The organism is Pseudomonas fluorescens, from assembly GCF_002837185.1.
GTDB lineage: Bacteria > Pseudomonadota > Gammaproteobacteria > Pseudomonadales > Pseudomonadaceae > Aquipseudomonas > Aquipseudomonas fluorescens_AM.
On the sequence record NZ_KZ478026.1, the window covers coordinates 23723 to 45083 of the forward strand.

Below are 21361 nucleotides of genomic sequence, written 5' to 3' on the forward strand. Positions count from 1 at the left end.
TATCTGTACGTAGACTGCCGCCATACCCCCATTTGAAGGCGGCGAAAAAACGTGATGCAAGTTACCGAAGTCTCCATTGCCCAATTGCGCGCTGCGCTTGAATCCGGCCACACCACTGCCGTTGAACTGGTCCGCGCCTACCTGGCACGGATCGAGGCCTATGACGGCCCGCAGACCGCTACTGCGCTGAACGCCGTGGTGGTGCGCAATCGCGAAGCCTTGAAGGAAGCCCAAGCGTCCGATGCACGCCGGGCACAAGGCCAGACCCTGGGGCCGCTGGATGGCATTCCCTATACCGCCAAGGACAGTTACCTGGTCAAGGGCCTCACCGCCGCGTCCGGCAGCCCGGCATTCGCCAGGCTGATCGCCCAGCGCGATGCCTTCACCATTGAGCGCTTGCGCGCCGGCGGTGCCATCTGCCTGGGCAAGACCAATATGCCGCCCATGGCCAACGGCGGCATGCAACGGGGTGTATATGGCCGTGCCGAAAGCCCGTACAACGCCGCTTACCTCACCGCACCGTTCGCCTCGGGTTCGTCCAACGGCGCCGGCACGGCGACAGCGGCAAGCTTCGCCGCGTTTGGCCTGGCCGAAGAAACCTGGTCGAGCGGTCGCGGCCCGGCCTCCAATAACGGCTTGTGTGCGTACACGCCTTCGCGTGGGGTGATTTCGGTGCGCGGCAACTGGCCGCTGACCCCGACCATGGACGTGGTGGTGCCCTATGCGCGCACCATGGCCGACTTGTTGGAAGTGCTCGACGTGGTGGTCGCCGACGACCCCGACACCCGCGGCGACCTGTGGCGCCTGCAGCCCTGGGTGCCGATCCCCAGCGTCAGCTCGGTACGCCCGGCGTCTTATCCCGAACTCGCAGAGGGCAGTACGGCCCTCGCCGGCAAACGCTTCGGCGTGCCGCGCATGTACATCAACGCCGACCCCGAGGCCGGCACCAGCGAAAAACCGGGAATCGGTGGGCCGACCGGCCAAAAGATCCACACCCGCGCCTCGGTGATCGAGCTGTGGCAGGCCGCGCGCCAGGCCCTGGAAGCCGCCGGCGCCGAAGTCATCGAGGTGGATTTCCCCTTGGTGTCCAATTGCGAAGGCGACCGCCCCGGCGCGCCCACGGTGTTCACCCGTGGCCTGGTGTCCAGGCAATTTCTGCACGATGAGTTATGGGAACTCTCGGCCTGGGCTTTTGATGATTTCCTGCGCGCCAACGGCGACCCGGCCCTGAATCGCCTGGCGGATGTCGATGGCGCGAAAATTTTCCCCCACGACCCCGGCACCCTGCCCAACCGCGAAGACGACCTGGCCGCCGGCATGGACGAATACGTGCGCATGGCCCAGCGCGGCATCACGCCGTGGAACGAGATCGGCACCTTACCCGATGGCTTGCGCGGTCTTGAGCAAACCCGTCGCCTGGACCTGGAAGACTGGATGGAGACCCTGGGCCTCGACGCAGTGCTGTTCCCGACGGTGGCTGATGTCGGCCCCGCCGATGCGGATGTCAACGAAGCCTCTGCCGATATTGCCTGGAGCAATGGCGTATGGGTGGCCAACGGTAACCTTGCCATCCGCCACCTCGGCGTGCCCACCGTCACTGTACCGATGGGCGTGATGGCGGACATCGGCATGCCGGTCGGGCTGACGTTTGCCGGGCGGGCCTATGACGATTCGGCGCTGCTGCGCTTTGCCGCGGCGTTTGAAGCCACTGGCAACAAACGCGTAATCCCGCCGCGCACACCGCCGCTGCAAGCCTAACAGCCAACGTGTATCCAGCTGATGCTCCGAGGTCCAAATGTGGGAGGGGGCTTGCCCCCGATGGCGGTGTGCCCTCTCTGCGGCCAGCGTGGTTTGACGGGGCGCCTGAGATCAACAGCGACTCGCTTCGCATCGTGGTTACGGGTGGGCGCTGCAGCGTTGTGTAGGAGCGAGCTTGCTCGCGAAAAATTCACAGGCACCGCGTTCATTCAGGAAGCACGCGTTATTGTTGACGTTTTTTGCGAGCAAGCTCGCTCCTGCAGTGGGCGCTGTACGTTAATCGAGTGGTACCAGGGCAGGCCCCCTCCCACACGCGTGCTGTATTCACCTCAAGCAGCGCGACGCTGCCACTCGTCCACCACATCGCCCAGCGTCTTGGGCACGCCATTGCGTATCCAGGCCATGAATGGGCGGTTGAACTTGAACGCCGGGCCGCAGTGCTCAAGCATGAAGCGGCGCACGTTCTGGGTATTCCTGTAGCTTGGGGTTACGGGTGTAGCGCGGGTGATAACGCCACTGTGCCAGTCAACATCCATTTTATGCCTCGCGAGTGGGGATGCTGGTCACCCACATAACCGCAAAGGCGACCAGATCTCTGCAAAATTTCACTTTCCTTCTCCCTCGCACTTAATGCATGGTTGTACGACGACATACCTCGTCGTATTTACACCCACAAAAACAAGGAAACACTCATGCCCAACTTCAAAGTGCTGATCGCTTTCCTGTGCCTGTTCTGCGGTTACGTCACAGCCGCGCCGGCTCCCGCCGAGAAGGATGTGGCCCAGGCGGTCGATCAACTGACCCAGGCCATGTTGCACCTGGATCTCAAGCAACTGCAAGCGCTGACCTCGGACACCCTCACCTACGGCCACTCCAGCGGTAAGGTGCAGAACAAGGCGCAGTTCATCGCTGATCTGGAAAGCCATACCAGCGCGTTCAAGACCCTGGAAATGCAAAACCAGACCATCACCCTGAACGGCGACACCGCGCTGGTGCGCAACCACTTTCACGCCCTGGCGGTGAACAGTGGCGTGGAGGTGCCGACCGATATCGACAACTTCCAGGTCTGGCAGAAGCAGCAAGGCAAATGGCTGCTGATCGGTCGCCAGGCTTATAAATACTGATCCTCGCCGGTGAGCCGTTCAGCCGCGGCTCACCATTGCACCACCTTGCGCACCGTGATCAACGCCTGGTGTAACGCCGTCATCGACACCGACCCCAAGGCCAGGCGCAGGGCATGGGGCACCTGTGCGCAGACGGCAAACGGTTCGGCGGTGGAGACGCAAATACCCTCGTGCTGCAAGCTCATGGCCACCTGATCGGCGCGGGCGTCTTCGGTCAGCGGTAGCCACAAGAAATACGATGAGGGGTGACTGATATAGCTCAGCCCCGCCAGCACTTGCGCCGCCAAACGTTGCCGCGCCTGGGCATCTTCGCGTTTTTGCGCCTCCAGCCGCGCAACAGTGCCATCTTCGATCCAGGCCACCGCGATCGCACTCATCACCCCCGGTACATTCCAGGTGGTTGCCATCAGGGTGCGCTCCAAACGCTTGACCCAAGCCAGGGGCGTCGCGACAAAACCCACGCGCAAGCCAGTGGCGACACTCTTGGAAAACCCGCCGACGTACACCGTGCGCTCAGGCGCCAGCGTCGCCAGCGGCGGCGGTGCGTGTTCGGCGAGAAACGCGTAGGCGGCGTCCTCTATGATCATCAGCTGATGCTGTCGGGCAATCGCCACCAAGTGCTCGCGTTGCGCCAGGCTCATCACCCAGCCCAGCGGGTTATGCACGGTCGGCATGCTGTAGACCGCGCGTACCGGGCGCTTGCGGCACAGGGCCTGCAGGTGATCCAGGTCCGGGCCGATGGCGCTCGCGGGGATTGCGACGATTTCCAGGTGCAGGGTTTCGGCCAGCACTTTCAAGCCCGAATAGGTCAACGCGTCCACGGCAATCACGTCGCCGGGTTTGAGCAGCGCCATCATCGTGACTGCCAAGCCGTGCTGGGCGCCGCTGACCAGCAACACCTGTTCGGCCTGCACCGCCAACCCGCGATGCAACAGGTGCCGCGCGACCACCGCACGCTCATGCAGGCGGCCGGCATGGGGTTGATAACGCAACAGCGCTTCGAGGTCGCCCGACAACGCCAGCTGGCGCAGTGCGTTACGTAACAGGTCTGTCTGGCCGGGCAAGGACGGGTAGTTGAAATTCAGGTCGAGCATGCCCGCCGCCACAGGCATCTGCCCGCTGCCCTGCCCCGGCGGCAACGCTATCTCGCGCACGAAGGTGCCACGCCCGGTCTCACCACTGACCAGCCCCATCGCCTCCAACTCGCTGTACACCCGGCTCGCCGTAGCCAGCGCCAGCCCATGGTCGGCGGCGAGCTGGCGGTGCGTAGGCAGGCGTGTGCCGGGCGGCATGTTGCCCGAGCGAATGCCTTCGGCGAACGTATCGACCAGCGATTTGTAACGAGCGCGCGGCATAGTGGATGTATCCATGACAATTTTTTGATTGCCCCAATCTTCAGCCCTAGGATGGCGCCTACGCAACTACCCTTTTCTGGACCGCCCCATGGCACGCAGCTCGTTTCTCGGCACTCTGGACACCCGCACCCAGGGCTGGATCAACGGTTTTATCGGCGTGCTGATTTTCAGCGGATCGTTGCCGGCCACGCGCCTGGCGGTGATGGCGTTCGACCCGGTGTTCCTGACCATGATCCGCGCGACGCTCGCGGCCATCCTGGGGTTGTGCCTGCTGCGGCTGTTCAAGGAAAAACGCCCTACCCGCCAACAATGGGCGCCCTTGGCCATCGTCGCACTCGGGGTGGTGATCGGGTTCCCACTGCTGACCGCGCTCGCGCTGCAATACGTGACCTCGGCGCACTCCATTGTGTTTATCGGCCTGCTGCCACTGGCAACGGCGATTTTCGCCGTACTGCGCGGCGGTGAGCGGCCAAGGCGGGTGTTCTGGTTGTTTTCGGTGCTGGGCAGTGCGCTGGTGATGGGATACGCCTTTGCCCAGGGCCTGAGCGCCGCGCCCGCCGGGGATGTGCTGATGCTGTTGGCGGTGCTGGTCTGCGGCCTGGGCTATGCCGAAGGCGCCACGCTGTCACGTAGCCTCGGCGGCTGGCAGGTGATTTGCTGGGCCCTGGTGGTGGCGCTGCCCATCGTCGCGCCGTTGAGCCTGCTGCTGGCGCCCGCCTCGTTCGCAGGCATCAGCCTGCCGGCCTGGCTGAGCCTGGGTTACGTAGCAGTGTTCAGCATGTTAGTCGGCTTCGTGTTCTGGTATCGCGGCCTGGCCCAGGGTGGCATCGCCGCAGTCGGCCAGTTGCAGCTGCTGCAACCGTTCTTTGGCCTGGCCCTGGCGGCGGGCCTGCTGCGTGAGCAGGTGAGCCTGGGGATGCTGCTGGTCACGGTGGCGGTAATCGGCTGCGTGGCCGGGGCCAAAAGGTTCGCACGCTAGCGCGACGGCCCAAGGCCTGCTAAACAGAAGTGTCGTCCCCCGCCCTATTGCCAATCGAGGACTGCACCGATGACGCGTCTCACCGCCAAAGACTTTGCGCCCGAACTGCTGGAACTCTACGACGGCTACGCCCACGGCACGCTTAACCGCCGCGAATTTCTCGACCGCGCCGCGCTGTTTACCTTGGGCGGCCTGACCGCCTCGGCCCTGCTCGCAGCCCTGAGCCCCGACTATGCGCTGGCCGAACAGGTGAAATTCACCGATCCGGATATCGTCGCCGACTACATCACTTACCCATCACCCAAGGGCAACGGCACGGTACGCGGCTACCTGGTGCGGCCGGCCAAGGCCGTCGGCAAGTTACCTGCAGTGGTGGTGGTGCATGAAAACCGTGGTCTGAACCCCTATATCGAAGACGTCGCGCGGCGCCTGGCCAAGGCCGGCTTTATCGCCCTGGCGCCGGATGGCCTCACCTCGGTGGGCGGCTACCCCGGCAACGATGAAAAAGGCGTGGCCCTGCAGCAGACCGTCGACCCGACCAAGCTGATGAACGACTTCTTCGCCGCCATCGAGTGGCTGATGCACCACGACAGCAGCACCGGCAAAGTCGGCATCACCGGTTTCTGTTATGGCGGCGGCGTAACCAACACTACGGCGGTGGCCTACCCCGAGCTTGGCGCAGCCGTGTCGTTCTACGGACGCCAGCCTGAGGCCGGGGACGTGCCGCGCATCAAGGCGCCGATCATGCTGCACTACGGTGAGTTGGATGCGCGCATCAATGAGGGTTGGCCGGCCTACGAGCAGGCGCTGAAGGCCGCGGGCACGACGTACGAGGCGTATATCTACAAGGGCGCCAATCACGGTTTCCATAATGATTCGACGCCACGTTATGACGATGCGGCGGCGAACCTGGCCTGGGAACGCACCCTGGGATGGTTTCGCAAGTACCTCGCTTAGACACAATCAAACTGTGGAAGGGCAACTGCCCCTTGCGCATCAGCCAGCACTCGTCTGCAACCAGCCTTTGAACGCCAGCATTGCCGGCGTTTCGGACCGTGACTGCAAGCGCGTCAGCCAGTAACTGCCGGTGCTGATCTGCACCTCGAAGGGCTGGCGAATCCTGTCGTTCTCCAACTGCCGCGAAAACATCCGTGCCGGCGCCAATGCCACGCCGATGCCCTGCAGCGCCGCGTCCATCATCGCCAACGACGAATCGAACACGATGCTGCGCGGCACCAGCGTGTCTGACGGCAGGCCGGCGGCCCGGAACCACAGACTCCATTCATCGGCGCGGTAAGAGCGCAGCAACGTATGTTTCAACAGGTCGGCCGGCGTGTGCAGCTGTTCGGCAAGGTGCGGCACGCAGAGCACGCTCAGCGGTGCTTCCAGCAGTTGGCAGGCCTCGGTACCGTGCCAGGCGCCGGCGCCGAAACGGATCGCGTAGTCCAGGCCTTCAGCGGCGACATCGACACGGTTGTTGTGCGTGGACAGGCGCAGGTCGATAAACGGGTAGCGACTCTGGAACTCCGGCAGGCGCGGCAACAGCCAGCCCACCGCGAAGGTACCGACGGCGCCGACCGCCAGCACCTCACGGTAATGCCCGGCCTCGAACTGGCCTAGCGTATGGGCAATGCGATCGAACGATTCACGCAGCACCGGCAACAGGGTTTCGCCTTCGCGCGTGAGCATCAGCCCGCGCGGCAAGCGTTTGAACAGTGTGACATTGAGTTGCGCTTCCAGGCTTTTGACCTGGTGGCTGACCGCCGCCTGAGTAACGCATAACTCAATAGCTGCCCGGGTAAAGCTCAAGTGCCGGGCGGATGCCTCGAACGCTCTTAACGCGTTGAGAGGCAAATGAGAACGCAACATGGTGACCCCAAATTTTCTAATGGCTGACGCGAGATATGATCCTTTGTCCAATGTCGACAAACTGTATAGATTTGCCCCGCCTGCGCAGGCTGCTCATTGATTCGATCACATTCATGGAAGCGCTATGATGCCCCAACACAACCTGTCCGCAGTGCGTAAATTCACCGCCCTTGCGTTATTTATCGCCACCGGCGACTGCCTCGCCGCCACCGACTTGCGTGCCGTGGTGGATGCCGGGGTCAAGCCCTTGATGCAGCAGCAGTCCATCCCCGGCCTGGTGGTCGCCGTGGTGCAAGATGGCAAGGCGCAATACTTTAGTTACGGTATGGCCGACAAGGATGCCCAACGCGCCGTGACCGAAAACACCCTGTTCGAGGTGGGTTCGGTCAGCAAGACGTTTACCGCCACGCTGGCCGGGTACGCCGTGGCGCAGGGCAAGCTCAAGCTGGCAGACCCTGCCAGCCACTACCTGGCAGCATTGCGTGGAACCCCATTCGATCGCATCAGCGTACTCAACCTGGGCACTTACACCGCCGGCGGCTTGCCGCTGCAATTTCCCGCCGAGGCGGACACTGCGCAGCGCATGATCGGTTACTACCAGCAGTGGAAACCCGACTTCGCGCCAGGTGCCCGGCGTTTGTATTCCAACCCAAGCCTCGGGCTGTTCGGCTACCTGGCCGCACAAAGTCTCGGGCAACCGTTCGACACGCTGATGCAGGACACGCTGCTGCCCAAGCTCGGACTCAACCACACCTTCCTCCATGTGCCCGCCGAGCAGCGCGGCCTGTACGCACAGGGCTACAGCTCTGACGGCAAACCGGTGCGGGTCAGTCCGGGCGCCCTGGACAGCGAAGCCTACGGTATAAAGACCAGTGCCGCGGACCTGCTCCACTACGTTGAAGCGAACCTCAACCCGGCTGGCCTGGAAAAACCGGTGCAACAGGCCATTGCGAACGTCCAGACCGGCTACTACCAAGTCGGCGCCACCACCCAGGCACTGGGCTGGGAGTACTACGCGTACCCGGTCAAGCTGCAAACCCTGATCGACGCAAACTCCACGCCGATGGCCATGGAGCCGCACCCAGTCACCTGGTTGCCGACGCCGCAGGTACAACCGGCCAATGTGCTGTTCAACAAAACCGGTTCGACCCGTGGTTTCGGCGCCTATGTGGCATACGTACCGAGCAGGAAAATAGGCGTAGTGATCCTGGCCAATAAAAATTACCCGAATGAAGAACGCGTGAAAGTGGCCCATTCAATTCTGCGTGCCATGGACCACTGAAACCGAGTGGCTGAGCAAGGCCTCGACTCGCTGATGTCTAACCAGGCCGCACGAGCCGGCGTCGCCGGGGAAGCAAGCTGAAATAACTGAGCCTGGAACGTCGCGCTCGACTCCTGCAACGAATCTCGCTGCTGCACGTACGAAGCGTGCAGAAGCGATCGTCGTCTTCCTGGAGTTCATTTATGCCGGCAGTTTCTCCCGCTCTGATTCCCAGCCCCGCCGTACAAGCGCCCCCCCAGTCCCCGCCGGTAACCGCTGTGACGGTACCCGCCCCTGCACCAGTCCCCAGCGCCGATGTGCCTGCGTGGGTGAACCTGATCAAGAAAAACCCGGATTACAAAGCTGACATGGCGCTCTCGGCCGCTTATGCCGATGCGCTGGTGGAGGCTGCGACCGGCACAGATACCAATGCCTATGACACGCCGCACTTGCCCGTGTCTCCAGACTCGACGTTCGGGCAATGGCGCCAGCAACTCGACGCCCTGCTGGCGAGCCACGACTTTGGACAGTGGGCCGACGCCCAGCATATCGATCAATCCAAACCCATCCGTATCGCCCCTGCCAATGGCACCTCACAGGCGCATATCGTCGCCTCGCTCAAGGCAGCCTCACCCCGCGAGAAGGCGCCCTTGGTGTTATTCGCGGCCGGCCAGGGCAAGACGCTGCCGCACACGTGGCCACTCATCATGCAGGCCGCCAGTACCTTGTCACCCAACGGTCATTCACTTGAGGTGCCTGCGGTCGGTCGGGCATCGTCCAGCGTGCACGCCGAACGCCCCGCCTCAATCAGAGAGATCGCCAGCTTTTATGGCGAGGTGCTGCCCTCCACCGTGCAAACCGCCGCGCAACGAGCCACTCAGCTCAAACAGGCAGATTCGTTTCCCGCCGGTGATAGCTCACTTTCGACGGCGCAGCTCGACACGCGCACCGGGGATCGGCTTGAGCACCAACAGAAAACCCTGGGCGACATACGTAATGACAACCGATTGTTCCAACAGTTGAGCAATGTTCTGCACCTGATCGACGCCGACACCGAGCCAGACGAAACCCGCCCCTACTCCATCACCACACTGCCTACAGCCGAAGCGATCGAAGGGGCTGAAAAAGCCAAGATCAAAGACCTGCTCAAAGGCACTCACCTTGAAATAGATCCTTCGTCCTGGTACTTCCAGGATGAGCAACTCATGCCCGAAGACAACGTGACGCTGGAGCAATTCATCCATGACAAGTTCGGTAAGATTCCCGAGACAAGAGCAGAAATCCTCAACCTGATAGGCCTTCTCAAACAAACGGAACCCGCGACGCCCCCCCATGGCAATTACACCGGAGCCTTGGGGTGGGAAGCGCCCGTCAGCGCGTCCGAGCAACAGGAGCTTTATTCCCACATTGCGTACAACAACCTGCAATTGCCAGGTCTCAGCGCGGGAAAAAAAACAGATGCTTTCAATTACCTGACCAAAAATCGACACTGGACAAGCACCGAGCTGCGCAACCCTGCCCATGTGCTGCGGGAGATACTTGCATCGCCAAAGGCCAGGGAATTGGAAGCCTCGCTGCAGAAAAAAATGGGCGCCGCCGAAAACCCCGACAGCTGCGACTGGGTACTGGCCGCCATGCTATTGGGGCTGGACGCGCCAACCTGGCTGCGCACGCCTAAAAAAGCCAATCAAACCGCAGGCTTCGACCTGGCCGACAAAGCCTTTCACGGAAAACCGCTCGACACCATCAAACATGCGCTGGTCGAGCATCTGGTGCAGACCCGGCGCGCCTCGCAAGAGATGGCGCCCGTGGCCGCGCATCTGCTGCTGGCGAGCGCGGCGCCGGAGCTTCAGGTCAAGGACATCCCCAAAGACGTGACCTATGGCTCACCGGCCTGGTTCAGCCTGAAAGCCACGGTGGCCTACATCGAAGCGAAGCACCCGGGAAGCAGTTCATTGATGAGCTTTGCCGAAGTGGTCAAGTACGGCAACGTCAACCCGATCAGCGACGCCGACCAAACCTTGCTCAATGAGGTCAAGCAGGCTGCAGTCATTGACTGGGCCTTGGCCTATGGCGTACTCAAACCCTCGGCGACGGGTGAGTATTCGGCCGAACAGCTGAACGCTGCGCACACGACGTTCACTGAAGTCATGACCGGGCTGAAAAAGATCAAGCAGGATGTGAACGCACCTGTGCCCCTGCAAAAGTCGATGGCACTGGAGGTACTGGGACAGCACATAAAAAATGTCCCGCTTGAAGCAGCGGTCATTACAAACCCCCAGTCAAGAACCAATAACGCACTCAACGACGGGCTTTTGCACGTCAATACCGGCCCTTATTCGTTGTTGGACATGTACCTCTCCGAGCATGCGCCTAACCTCAAGGACGATAACACCTGGTATTCACTCGACCCCTCAAAGGTGCCGGACGCCGCGATCAAACTGCTGGGCGATCTGCCTGACATCAAGTCCCGGCATCGCGACGCGGTGGCCAACTTTCAGCAAAGCCGGGCCAGCGGCCTGGTCAACCTGACCAAACACCTGATCGCGCAACTGCCGATAGAGGACCGTCAGCACCTTGAGTTCGGCAAACTCGACCTCTTTATCGAGGGCACCGTCATCAAACATACCAGCTACACCCGGGCGGGCGATATCAATCACGACCAGCCATTCCCGAAACAGGCGAGCGACAAGCGCTCATTGATCGTCAGGGCCACCCATGGCGACAGCGTCAAGGCCTATGAATTCTGCCCGCAACAGAACACGTTGAAACCACTGAGCGACTTCAAGCCCGGCCTGCAAGGCGACTGGGCCCGCCAGCCAGCCGGCATTATCGGCGGCGACAAATTCTCCAACACCGCCATCGAGCCCTTTGACGTGCCGGCGGGCGTGTCCGGCAGTCTCGACGCCACCCCACCTGGCGACGGGGCTGTCCCGGCCTCGTATACCAGCGCCCGCAGCCAGTTTCTCGGTGAGCTTCTGGCCCGGCACACCTTTGGCAATCGCCCGCTCGACGGGTGGGTGAGCGCAACCGGTCACACCACGCGTTTCAGTGAAGAAGATCAAGACTTCGAACATAGCAAGGAGCTGTTGCTGGGATCGATACCTGGCGTGAACCTGGTCAGGAACGTGGTCAAGGGAGACTGGCTGGCCGTGACATCCGGGCTTATATTTGATGGGGTGATGTATGCCACCACCGCCGGCCTGGGAGGTGGGCTCAAGGGGGTTAAAACCCTGGGGGCCGCCACAAAGCGTACACCTCAGACCTTTGGCAACCGCTTCTTCAATCGCACGCGGGCATTGACGTCATCGACACCAGCGACTGACGTCGACCGGCTATTGCGCGGGCGTACGGGGCGCAACGATCTCTCGAAATTCGCCACCCGCCCCGATGTCGCAGAGGGTACTTACAGGAAAAACGGTGCGACTTTCTCAGTGCAGGCGAAGCTGGACAAAAAAACCGGGAAAATCCACGCATTCGACCCGGTGAAAAACCGCACCTATGGAAAACCGCTGGAGAACTTCACGCCCCACGCGCACGTTGATAATGCTCTCCCCGGCACCAGTCGCAGTAGCCTTACGGGCAGGGAGCGTGCGCTGGATACCGCGTTGGGGCGCGATAACGTGATTCAGATGGGCGGCCCGATGGAGGATTTGAAAATGCTGGGCCATGAAATGCACACGTTCTCCGATAAAGGCAAGACGCGACTCAACATCGTCGCACACGGCCGTAAGCCCAGTGCGATGGACCAGGGATTCGGTACGGGTACACGTGCTTATGTGGATAATGTTCCTTATGACGCCCCTGGGTTGGTCAAATTGCTGCGGAGCAAAGGGGTCGATCCGGCCAAGTACAAAAGTGTACGTCTTTTGATTTGCTACTCGGCAAATGGGCGCCACAGGCCCTTCGCACGTCTATTTCAAAAAGAAATAAAACGGCCGGTCAAAGCTTTTGAGGGACCGGTGTTCATGAGTCACGGCTCGACGCCCATGGCGAACTTTCATAAAAAGGCCCAAGAGATAGTGACGCGAAACTCGCCGCACCTGGGCCCGCACGCGGTGAATAGAGAAGCCGACAAGCTGATGGACGCCATGTTCGGCAAGGGTCAGGTCACTCCCCATATAGAAAAAGCTCATGGGAGCACAATTCGCGTCAACATAGCCCCTATGGATGCTCCGGAAGTCTGGCGGGACACGGTCATCACTTACCAGCCACGCCAGTTCAAACGCTAAGCCAATGCCAGTCCTTTAGAGGCTGGCATGTCTATTTCTCCTGTTCGGCATACGCCCACGTCATCCTGAACGACGCCCCGCCCCACTCCGAATCCAGCACTTGCACCTGCCCGCCATGCCATTGGCTGACCCGTTTGACCAGCGCCAGGCCCAAGCCAAAGCCGCCCGTGCGACGGTCGCGGCTGGTATCCAGGCGCAGGAAGGGCTCGAAGATCTTGGTGCGCCCCTCCAACGGCACGCCCGGGCCGTCGTCATTGACTCGCACTTCATAGCCGCTGCCGAACGTCACCAGCGACACTTCCACGCGGTGATCGGCATAGCGGATCGCATTGCGCAGCAGGTTGATCACCGCCCGCGCCATGAAGCGCGGTTCGATCTGGATAAAATCGACTTCACAGGCGCGCAGCGACAAGTGCACGCCTGCGGCCTCGGCCTCCAGCGCTACGCTGCCGATCACGCTGTCCAGCCAGCTATGGGCCTCGATAGTTTCGCGGGTAACCTGGGTCGCGCCGCGCTCCAGGCTGGCGTAGGTCAGCAGTTCGGAGACCATGTCTTCGAGCTCGCCAAGGTCGCCGTACATATCGGCGATCAACTGGCGGCTCTGGCGCGGATCGGACTGCTGCTTGAGCTGATCCAGTTCAAAGGACAAGCGTGCAATCGGCGTGCGCAGTTCGTGGGACACCGCGTTGGTCAGTTCGCGCTGGTTGGCGATCAGGCTTTCGATGCGCTCGGCCATCTGGTTGAAGTGCCCGGCCAGTGCGCGCACGGTGGAGCGGCGCGGCAGCAGGATGCGCGAACCGAGGTCGTTGTCGCCGAAGCGCTGCGCCGCCAGGCGGATGAGCTCCAGGTCGCGCCAGTGCGGGCGCACCCAGAAATACAGGACGATGGCCAGGCTTACGCCGAGGAAGCCATAGGCCCACAGGTACAGCCACTTGGGCTCTTCCGGCAGTTGGATCTCAAGCAATTGCCCGCCGTCGTCGATAGGCGCGAGAAACTTCATGAAGTCCTCGCGCACCACCACCTGATCATTGGCCAGGAGCGTGTGTTCGCGCTCGCTCAGGTGCTGGGCGCCGCGCTGCACCAGTTTCAGGCGCAGGCCATAATGCGGTTGCAGTTCATCCAGGCGCGCCTGGCGCGCCGCGCCCTGTACCGGCCGCAGTTGCTCCACCAGGGCCCACGCCGGACCGCGCAAGGCCTCTCGGTTATAGGTCTCGTTGGACTCGGGCATGTACGCGTCCAGGCCGTAGTTGACCAGCCAGATCGACCCGGCCAGGCCGAGCGCGAGGATCACATAGAGGCGCAGATACAGGCGCAGCACCTAAACCTCCCACGCGAACGGATTGAACAGGTAGCCCTTGCCCCAGATGGTCTTGATGCACACCGGCTCACGCGGGTTGTCATTGAGCTTGCCGCGCAGCTTGCTGATATACACGTCGACGCTGCGGTTCAGGCCATCGAAGGCAATACCGCGCATTCGGTTGAGAATGTCGTCGCGCGAAAGGATGGTTCCGGCGTTGCTCGCCAGCAGCCACAGCAACTCGAACTCCATGGTGGTGAGGTCGATCTGTTCATCGCCCAGCCTGACCACCCGACAACTGCGATCGATCGACAACCGGCCAAACGCCAGGGCGCCGCGCACCACGGGCTCGGGCGCCTGGCGCCGTTGCAACGCGCGCAAACGGGCGAGCAGCACCGGCGGCTTGATCGGCTTGATCACGTAATCGTCAGCGCCGGACTCAAGGCCGAGGATGTGGTCCAGATCATCTTCCTTGGCCGTCAGGATCACGATGGGCGTGTCCGACACATTGCGAATCTCGCGGCACACATGCAACCCGCTCTGGCCCGGCAGCATCAGGTCCAGCACGACCATTTTCGGCTTGAATGCCAGAAACGCGGTCAAGGCCTGATCGCCCCGGTGCACCACGCGCACGTCGAAACCATGCTGCGACAGAAAATGTGCGATCAGCCCTGCCAGCTTCTCGTCGTCCTCAACGAGCAGGACCTTGCCCAGACCCAGGTTTTCCATAAGTTCTCTGTGTGCGAATGCAGATTGAAAGGCCGGCATTATAGGTGGCAAGCTGGTCGAGGAGAGCAGCGTCCGTGTACCGTGCCAGGAAGCTTCATGCTTTTAAGAGTTTTTAACAAATAGCCTGCAATCTTTTACGCCATTCACAGGGAGTCATATGCGCAGGGATTACCTGGCGTTCTTCGTTTCGCTGTTCCTGTCGCGGCTGGCGGACCAGATCCTGCTGTTCATCGTGCCGCTGGTGGTGTTCCAGACGACCCAGAGTGTGTCGTGGGCAGGCCTGGCATTCTTTGTCGAATCACTGCCGCGCTACCTGGCATTTCCCATATGCGGGGCCTTGTGCGACCGGTTTTCCCCCGTGCGCATCCTGCACATCAGCCAGGTGTATCGGGCCTTGGCCTGCGCAATGGCGGTAGCGCTGTACGGGCTGTTCGACGGTATCCAGTGGCTGGTGATCCTGTCCGCGGTATGCGGGATATTGACCACCCAGGGCATCATGGCGCGGGAAGTGGTGATGCCGCATATCTTCCAGCATTACACCTACGCCAAGACCTTGTCCTATTCTCAGATCGCCGACCAGAGCGGCCTGGTACTCGGGCCTTTGGTGGCGGCGCTGATGCTGCAAGTCTGGCAGTGGCCTTGGGTGGTGCTGGGAATCGCTGCGCTGTTTGTGCTGGCGGACCTGGCGATGCTGGTCTGGCAGCGCCACACCACGGTGGACCTGCCGCTGCACGAACAACGCGCAGGTATCTGGCTGCAACCCTTGCGGACCGCCTTCGGCCACATCCGCAACCGGACGGAGTTGAAACGCATCATTACCCTGGCGGTCGGTGTGAACCTGATTGTCGGGGTCACGCTGGCTACATCGGCGGCGATGGTCACCGGGCAATACGCGGCCGACAAAGACGCCTACGCCTTGCTGCAAGCCGCCGGCGCAGTGGTCACCCTCGTGATGCTGTTTTACCTGGCGCGTTCGACCCTGGCGCTGAAGCTGCTCGGCGGGCTGTCGTATTCGATGATTGCCGTCGGCGCGCTGATCACCGCCATCAGCCCCGGCCTGTGGGCATACGCCGTGGGCTTTCTGCTGGTGACCGGCTTCGACAAGATGTTCAACGTGTACATGCGCAGCCTGCGTCAACGGGTCATTCCGGTGCAGGATTTCGGCAAGACAGTGGGCGTGATCACCTTGCTCAACAATCTGGCCCAGCCCTTGGCAGGCCTGATGATTGCCGTGCTGGCCGCGCCCGTCGGCACGCAAACGGTGATCCTGCTGCTGAGCGCAATCAGCGCCTTGATCGGCGTGGCCGTGGCCTCAGGCTGGCACGCCACTGTGAAAGCGGAACTCGATGTCGGGTGACTCGATCAGCGCCTGCTCGGCCGCCCTCACCCGCTCGATCACCTGGGCGATGTCCTTGGCGTCACCGTACTGGTACGCCAATTTCAGGTAACCCTGGAAGTGCCGTGCTTCGCTTTTGAGCAAACCGAAGTAGAACTTGCCGAGTTCTTCGTCCAAATGTGGCACCAGCGCTTCGAAACGCTCGCAACTGCGCGCTTCGATGAAGGCACCCACCACAAGTGTGTCCACCAGTTTGACCGGTTCATGGTTGCGCACCACCTTGCGCAGACCCGAAGCGTAACGGCCGGCGGACAACTGACGCAGCTCGACCTTGCGTTTCTTGATCAGGCGCATGACCTGTTCGTGATGCACCAGCTCTTCACGGGCCAGGCGCGACATCATATTGATCAGGTCGACGTGGCCATGGTATTTGGCGATCAGGCTCAGGGCGGTGCTGGCAGCTTTGAATTCACAGTTCTTGTGATCAATCAGCAGGGTGTCCTGATCGGCCAACGCGGCCTGCACCCAGGCATCAGGGGTGCGGCAGCCGAGGAATTCGTGGATTTCGGGCAGGATCATCGGGCTCACGGGCAAAGGATCACAAAAGGGCGCCGATTATACCGACCCCGCCGCAGACCGCCAGCCATGGGCCTTGATGTACATCAAGATGACGCCAGGCCAGCAGCAACTATAGTTGTTTGAGCCCCCTTCCTGGAGATCCGACCATGCAAGCCATCCGCAGCATCCTGGTGGTCATCGAGCCCGAGCATTCCGAAAGCCTGGCCCTCAAGCGCGCCAAGCTGATCGCCGGGGTAACTGACGCACACCTGCACTTGCTGGTATGCGACAAGAAACATGAGCATTCGGCGCTGTTGAGCGTGCTCAAGGAAGGTTTAAAGAACGACGGCTACAGCGTCACCACCGAACAAGCGTGGAACGACAGCCTGCATGAAACCATCGTCGAGGTGCAGCAGGCCGAAGGCTGCGGGCTGGTGATCAAGCAGCACTTTCCCGACAGCCCGTTGAAAAAAGCCCTGCTGACCCCGGCGGACTGGAAACTGCTGCGCTACTGCCCAACGCCCGTGCTGCTGGTCAAGACCGCTACGCCATGGGCCGAACGAGTGATTCTGGCAGCCATCGACGTGGGCAATACCGACGGCGAACACCGCTCGCTGCATAACGCCATCATCGACCACGGTTTCGATATCGCCACCCTGGCCAAGGCGCAGTTGCACGTCATCAGCGCGCATCCATCGCCGATGCTGTCGGCGGCGGACCCGACCTTCCAGCTCAGGGAAACCATCGAGGCGCGTTATCGCGAGCAATGCAAAGCCTTCCAGGCCGAATTCGACGTGGATGATGCACACCTGCATATCGAGGAAGGGCCGGCGGATGTGCTGATTCCCTTCGCGGCGCATAAATGGCAAGCGGCCGTGACCATCATCGGCACCGTGGCGCGTACCGGGATGTCCGGGGCGTTGATCGGCAATACAGCGGAGGTGGTGCTCGATGCGGTGGAAAGCGACGTGCTGGTGCTCAAGCCGCAAGCACTGATGGATCACCTTGAAGAACTCGCCATCAAGTCCTGACATCGACCCTTCAGGCACAGAGGACGCAATGTGGGAGGGGGCTTGCCCCCGATTGCAGTGTGTCAGTCACTCTAGGTGATGCTGATACACCGCCATCGGGGGCAAGCCCCCTCCCACACTTTGGATTTGTATTATCAGTCAGCGAATGCGTCCTTCAGGAAGCCCGGCGCGATATAGCGCTGGTAATGCGCCTCGGAAAGGATAAAGAACTCCCGGTCAATGGCATCGCGCAACTGCGGCAGCGTCCAATCGCGAAACTCCGGTAGCAGCACCATGCCGTAGGCCTCCAGGTTATTGATCACGCGCGCCCCACGCGCAATCAATTGGTAGGCCCAGCAATATTCGGACTGGTGCGGCACAAAGCGAATCTTGCGCTGCTCCAGTTGCCCGCGCAGCGTCTTGGGAGCGAAAACTTCGACTTTGCCGGCCATCACCTGCACCAGCAACTGTTCGAGCCTGAGCCACACCGCGCGCTTTTCTTCTTCGTTATAGCCATTCCACTGGATCACCTCGTGGTGAAAGCGCTTGCAGCCGCGGCACACGAGATCGCCGTAGACCGTGGAGCACAGGCCGACGCAGGGGGTCTTGATGGTTTGGTTGGGCATGGGCGAAACACGCAAATCAGTGAAAACAGTGCGCCATGTTAGCCCTTTGTCTAAGGTTGATCACCCTGCAAACTTGGCAACGCAACTTACCTTTAGATTTTTTTTGCCGTAGAATCACCCGGCCTTGTAAGGCGCCAATAATCCGCTGGAAGCTGTTTTCAAAGCGTCACGAGCACAGTCGTTCCTTCAGAACGGTGTTGGCGCAGGTTTGACCCGGTAGGTCAACGCTTGCGCCAACCCTCATCAGCTCCGTTCTGCAGGCGTAAAACTTTGAAAGCAGCTTCTGTAAGGAATGCCGGCAGCGCTGGCTTTGCGGCCCAAAAAGCCCCCGAGCGCACGCGTGCCGGTCATTCCTGGATGAGCGTCCCGTGGGACCACTGATGAGGGTAATAACTGTGCTTGAAGCCTACCGCAAACATATCGAAGAGCGTGCCGCCCTGGGTATCGTTCCCCAGCCGCTTAACGCCGAACAAACCGCAGGCCTGGTCGAGCTGCTGAAAAATCCTCCGGCTGGCGAAGAAGAATTCCTCGTTGACCTGATCACCAACCGCATTCCACCAGGCGTTGACGAAGCTGCCTATGTCAAGGCCGGTTTCCTGTCCGCCCTGGCCAAAGGCGAAGCCACCTCCCCCCTGATCGACAAAAAGCGCGCGGTTGAACTGCTTGGCACCATGCAAGGCGGCTACAACATCGTGACGCTGGTCGAGCTGCTGGACGACGCCGAATTGGCGCCTGTCGCGGCCGCCCAGCTCAAGCACACCCTGCTGATGTTCGATGCGTTCCACGACGTGGCGGAAAAAGCCCGCAACGGCAACGAACACGCCAAGGGTGTAATCCAGTCCTGGGCTGACGGCGAGTGGTTCCGCAACCGCCCAACCCTGGCCGACAAGATCAGCCTGCGCGTGTTCAAGGTCACCGGCGAAACCAACACCGACGACCTGTCCCCTGCCCCGGACGCCTGGTCCCGCCCTGACATCCCGCTGCACGCCCTGGCCATGCTGAAAATGGCCCGTGAAGGCATCGTGCCGGACGAGCAAGGCAAGACCGGCCCGATGAAGCAGATCGAAGAAATGCGCGGCCAGGGCTTCCCGATCGCCTACGTCGGTGACGTGGTCGGTACCGGTTCGTCGCGTAAATCGGCAACCAACTCCGTACTGTGGTTCTTCGGCGACGACGTGCCTTACGTGCCGAACAAGCGCGCCGGCGGCTTCTGCTTTGGCAGCAAGATCGCTCCGATCTTCTACAACACCATGGAAGATGCGGGCGCACTGCCTATCGAGTTCGACGTCACCAACATGAACATGGGCGACGTGATCGACCTGTACCCGCATGCTGGCAAAGTCTGCAAACACGGCACCGACGAAGTCATCACCACCTTCGAAATGAAGACCCCGGTGCTGCTGGACGAAGTGCGCGCCGGCGGCCGTATCCCGCTGATCATCGGGCGCGGCCTGACCGACAAGGCCCGTGCCGAACTGGGCCTGGGCCCTACCGACCTGTTCAAGCTGCCTGAAGCGCCTGTCGACACCGGCAAAGGCTTCACCCTGGCACAGAAAATGGTCGGCAAGGCGTGCGGCCTGCCGGAAGGCAAAGGCGTTCGTCCAGGTACTTACTGCGAACCGAAGATGACCACCGTCGGTTCCCAGGACACCACCGGTCCAATGACCCGTGATGAACTCAAGGACCTGGCGTGCCTGGGCTTCTCGACCGACCTGGTAATGCAGTCGTTCTGCCACACCGCAGCCTATCCAAAGCCGATCGACGTGACCACCCACCACACCCTGCCTGACTTCATCATGACCCGTGGCGGTGTATCGCTGCGTCCAGGCGACGGCATCATCCACAGCTGGCTGAACCGCATGCTGCTGCCAGACACTGTCGGTACTGGTGGTGACTCCCACACCCGCTTCCCGATGGGCATCTCGTTCCCGGCCGGTTCGGGCCTGGTGGCGTTCGCCGCAGCCACTGGCGTAATGCCACTGGACATGCCGGAATCGATCCTGGTGCGCTTCAAAGGCAAGATGAAGCCTGGCATCACCCTGCGTGACCTGGTGCACGCCATTCCTTACTACGCGATCCAGGCTGGCCTGCTGACCGTAGAGAAGAAAGGCAAGAAAAACGCCTTCTCCGGCCGCATCCTGGAAATCGAAGGCCTGAACGACCTGACGCTGGAGCAGGCGTTCGAGCTGTCCGACGCTTCGGCTGAACGTTCGGCTGCCGGTTGCACCATCAAGCTGTCCAAAGACTCCGTCACCGAGTACCTGAACTCCAACATCACCCTGCTGCGCTGGATGATCGGCGAAGGCTACGGCGATGCTCGCACCCTGGAACGTCGCGCCCAAGCGATGGAAGCCTGGGTCGCCAATCCGGAGCTGATGGAAGCCGATGCCGACGCCGAATACGCCGAAATCATCGAGATCGACCTGGCGCAAATCAACGAGCCGATCCTCTGCGCACCGAACGACCCGGACGACGCCCGTCTGCTGTCCAGCGTTGCCGGTGAGAAAATCGACGAAGTGTTCATCGGCTCGTGCATGACCAACATCGGTCACTTCCGCGCAGCCGGCAAGCTGCTGGAGCAGGTCAAGGGCCAGCTGCCAACCCGTCTGTGGCTGTCACCGCCGACCAAGATGGACGCTCACCAGCTGACGGAAGAAGGCTACTACGGCATCTATGGCAAGGCTGGCGCACGCATGGAAATGCCGGGCTGCTCGCTGTGCATGGGTAACCAGGCACGCGTAGAACCGAATTCGACCGTCGTGTCGACCTCGACCCGTAACTTCCCGAACCGTCTGGGCGATGGCGCGAACGTCTACCTGGCTTCGGCTGAGCTGGCGGCAGTAGCTTCTACCCTGGGTCGCCTGCCGACTGTCGAAGAGTACATGGGCTACGCAGCGAAACTGGACACCATGGCCAGTGACGTCTACCGCTACCTGAACTTCGACCAGATCGCCGAGTTCCGCAAGATCGCAGCAAGCGCCAACATCCCGGTGATTCAAGCCTAAGATGTTGATGTAGGAAACGCCGCGTATCGCAAGGTACGCGGCGTTTTTTTTATGCCTGGAACAAAGTATCAGCAACACCGCAAAACACATGTGGGAGGGGGCTTGCCCCCCGATGGCGGCCGATCAGCCAGACATCTATCACTGACACACCGCTATCGGGGGCAAGCTGAACTGGCCTAATGATTTTGGACACTTCAATCGGGCGCTATGATAGCGCCCAAA

The 21361-nt window shown here is 61.3% G+C and carries 16 protein-coding genes; 9 read left to right on the forward strand and 7 right to left on the reverse strand.

Annotated elements, in window-relative coordinates; all coding sequences use genetic code 11:
- Positions 1 to 51: 51 nt before the first annotated feature.
- Positions 52 to 1758: an amidase gene (locus tag CIB54_RS24895; protein ID WP_198557220.1), complete on the forward strand. Its 1707-nt coding sequence runs from the start codon at positions 52 to 54 to the stop codon at positions 1756 to 1758.
- A gap of 329 nt (positions 1759 to 2087) precedes the next feature.
- On the opposite strand, the gene CIB54_RS24905 is transcribed toward CIB54_RS24895, so the two are convergent.
- Positions 2088 to 2294 (reverse strand): DUF6434 domain-containing protein, encoded by a 207-nt coding sequence (locus CIB54_RS24905; RefSeq protein ID WP_101221251.1) that lies wholly within the window; start codon positions 2292 to 2294, stop codon positions 2088 to 2090.
- A gap of 156 nt (positions 2295 to 2450) precedes the next feature.
- Here CIB54_RS24905 and CIB54_RS24910 point away from each other — a divergent pair, with 156 nt between their 5' ends.
- Positions 2451 to 2882 (forward strand): nuclear transport factor 2 family protein, encoded by a 432-nt coding sequence (locus tag CIB54_RS24910; RefSeq protein WP_065950369.1) that lies wholly within the window; start codon positions 2451 to 2453, stop codon positions 2880 to 2882.
- A gap of 29 nt (positions 2883 to 2911) precedes the next feature.
- Here CIB54_RS24910 and CIB54_RS24915 read toward each other — a convergent pair whose 3' ends face one another.
- Complete coding sequence (locus CIB54_RS24915) at positions 2912 to 4237, reverse strand: aminotransferase-like domain-containing protein (RefSeq protein WP_101221252.1); 1326 nt, start codon at positions 4235 to 4237, stop codon at positions 2912 to 2914.
- A gap of 88 nt (positions 4238 to 4325) precedes the next feature.
- On the opposite strand from CIB54_RS24915, the gene CIB54_RS24920 reads away from it, so the two are divergent.
- Together CIB54_RS24920 and yghX are read left to right on the forward strand one after the other, a co-directional pair.
- Positions 4326 to 5216, forward strand: coding sequence for a DMT family transporter (locus CIB54_RS24920; RefSeq protein WP_065950367.1), 891 nt, complete (start codon positions 4326 to 4328; stop codon positions 5214 to 5216).
- A gap of 69 nt (positions 5217 to 5285) precedes the next feature.
- Positions 5286 to 6173 (forward strand): YghX family hydrolase, encoded by an 888-nt coding sequence (gene yghX, locus CIB54_RS24925; protein WP_101221253.1) that lies wholly within the window; start codon positions 5286 to 5288, stop codon positions 6171 to 6173.
- Positions 6174 to 6212: 39 nt separating this feature from the next.
- Here the strand turns inward: yghX and CIB54_RS24930 are convergent, their stop codons facing one another.
- On the reverse strand, positions 6213 to 7085 hold the full coding sequence (locus CIB54_RS24930; RefSeq protein WP_065950365.1) for a LysR family transcriptional regulator: 873 nt from the start codon (positions 7083 to 7085) through the stop codon (positions 6213 to 6215).
- A 124-nt stretch (positions 7086 to 7209) separates the two neighbouring features.
- Between CIB54_RS24930 and ampC the strand changes: the two genes are divergently transcribed.
- Together ampC and CIB54_RS24940 are read left to right on the forward strand one after the other, a co-directional pair.
- Complete coding sequence (ampC, locus tag CIB54_RS24935) at positions 7210 to 8367, forward strand: class C beta-lactamase (protein ID WP_420094173.1); 1158 nt, start codon at positions 7210 to 7212, stop codon at positions 8365 to 8367.
- Positions 8368 to 8675: 308 nt separating this feature from the next.
- Complete coding sequence (locus tag CIB54_RS24940) at positions 8676 to 12578, forward strand: hypothetical protein (protein WP_101221254.1); 3903 nt, start codon at positions 8676 to 8678, stop codon at positions 12576 to 12578.
- Between the two features lie 31 nt (positions 12579 to 12609).
- Here CIB54_RS24940 and CIB54_RS24945 read toward each other — a convergent pair whose 3' ends face one another.
- Both CIB54_RS24945 and CIB54_RS24950 read right to left on the reverse strand, forming a co-directional pair.
- Positions 12610 to 13896 (reverse strand): ATP-binding protein, encoded by a 1287-nt coding sequence (locus tag CIB54_RS24945; protein WP_101221255.1) that lies wholly within the window; start codon positions 13894 to 13896, stop codon positions 12610 to 12612.
- A complete protein-coding gene (locus CIB54_RS24950; RefSeq protein WP_065950361.1) occupies positions 13897 to 14604 on the reverse strand; it encodes a winged helix-turn-helix domain-containing protein in 708 nt (235 codons plus the stop codon).
- 157 nt (positions 14605 to 14761) lie between these two features.
- Between CIB54_RS24950 and CIB54_RS24955 the strand changes: the two genes are divergently transcribed.
- A complete protein-coding gene (locus CIB54_RS24955; RefSeq protein WP_101221256.1) occupies positions 14762 to 15961 on the forward strand; it encodes an MFS transporter in 1200 nt (399 codons plus the stop codon).
- Here the strand turns inward: CIB54_RS24955 and CIB54_RS24960 are convergent.
- Positions 15917 to 16519 (reverse strand): MiaE family protein, encoded by a 603-nt coding sequence (locus CIB54_RS24960; RefSeq protein WP_065950359.1) that lies wholly within the window; start codon positions 16517 to 16519, stop codon positions 15917 to 15919. The genes CIB54_RS24955 and CIB54_RS24960 overlap by 45 nt on opposite strands.
- A gap of 146 nt (positions 16520 to 16665) precedes the next feature.
- Between CIB54_RS24960 and CIB54_RS24965 the strand changes: the two genes are divergently transcribed.
- Entirely contained in the window at positions 16666 to 17529 is an 864-nt protein-coding gene (locus CIB54_RS24965; RefSeq protein WP_101221257.1) for a universal stress protein, read from the forward strand.
- Between the two features lie 134 nt (positions 17530 to 17663).
- Here CIB54_RS24965 and CIB54_RS24970 read toward each other — a convergent pair whose 3' ends face one another.
- Positions 17664 to 18134 carry a DUF1289 domain-containing protein gene (locus tag CIB54_RS24970; RefSeq protein WP_065950187.1) on the reverse strand — a complete coding sequence of 157 codons (471 nt, stop codon included), beginning with the start codon at positions 18132 to 18134 and terminating at the stop codon, positions 17664 to 17666.
- A 395-nt stretch (positions 18135 to 18529) separates the two neighbouring features.
- Between CIB54_RS24970 and acnB the strand changes: the two genes are divergently transcribed.
- A complete protein-coding gene (gene acnB / locus CIB54_RS24975) occupies positions 18530 to 21139 on the forward strand; it encodes a bifunctional aconitate hydratase 2/2-methylisocitrate dehydratase (protein WP_065950188.1) in 2610 nt (869 codons plus the stop codon).
- Positions 21140 to 21361: the final 222 nt, after the last annotated feature.

Excerpts from the sequence above, each read along its gene's own strand:
- CIB54_RS24905 (WP_101221251.1), bottom strand. The coding sequence starts at position 2,294 with ATGGATGTTGACTGGCACAGTGGCGTTATCACCCGCGCTACACCCGTA.
- CIB54_RS24910 (WP_065950369.1), top strand. The coding sequence starts at position 2,451 with ATGCCCAACTTCAAAGTGCTGATCGCTTTCCTGTGCCTGTTCTGCGGT.
- CIB54_RS24915 (WP_101221252.1), bottom strand. The coding sequence starts at position 4,237 with ATGCCGCGCGCTCGTTACAAATCGCTGGTCGATACGTTCGCCGAAGGC.
- CIB54_RS24920 (WP_065950367.1), top strand. The coding sequence starts at position 4,326 with ATGGCACGCAGCTCGTTTCTCGGCACTCTGGACACCCGCACCCAGGGC.
- yghX (WP_101221253.1), top strand. The coding sequence starts at position 5,286 with ATGACGCGTCTCACCGCCAAAGACTTTGCGCCCGAACTGCTGGAACTC.
- CIB54_RS24930 (WP_065950365.1), bottom strand. The coding sequence starts at position 7,085 with ATGTTGCGTTCTCATTTGCCTCTCAACGCGTTAAGAGCGTTCGAGGCA.
- ampC (WP_420094173.1), top strand. The coding sequence starts at position 7,210 with ATGATGCCCCAACACAACCTGTCCGCAGTGCGTAAATTCACCGCCCTT.
- CIB54_RS24950 (WP_065950361.1), bottom strand. The coding sequence starts at position 14,604 with ATGGAAAACCTGGGTCTGGGCAAGGTCCTGCTCGTTGAGGACGACGAG.
- CIB54_RS24955 (WP_101221256.1), top strand. The coding sequence starts at position 14,762 with ATGCGCAGGGATTACCTGGCGTTCTTCGTTTCGCTGTTCCTGTCGCGG.
- CIB54_RS24960 (WP_065950359.1), bottom strand. The coding sequence starts at position 16,519 with ATGATCCTGCCCGAAATCCACGAATTCCTCGGCTGCCGCACCCCTGAT.
- CIB54_RS24965 (WP_101221257.1), top strand. The coding sequence starts at position 16,666 with ATGCAAGCCATCCGCAGCATCCTGGTGGTCATCGAGCCCGAGCATTCC.
- CIB54_RS24970 (WP_065950187.1), bottom strand. The coding sequence starts at position 18,134 with ATGCCCAACCAAACCATCAAGACCCCCTGCGTCGGCCTGTGCTCCACG.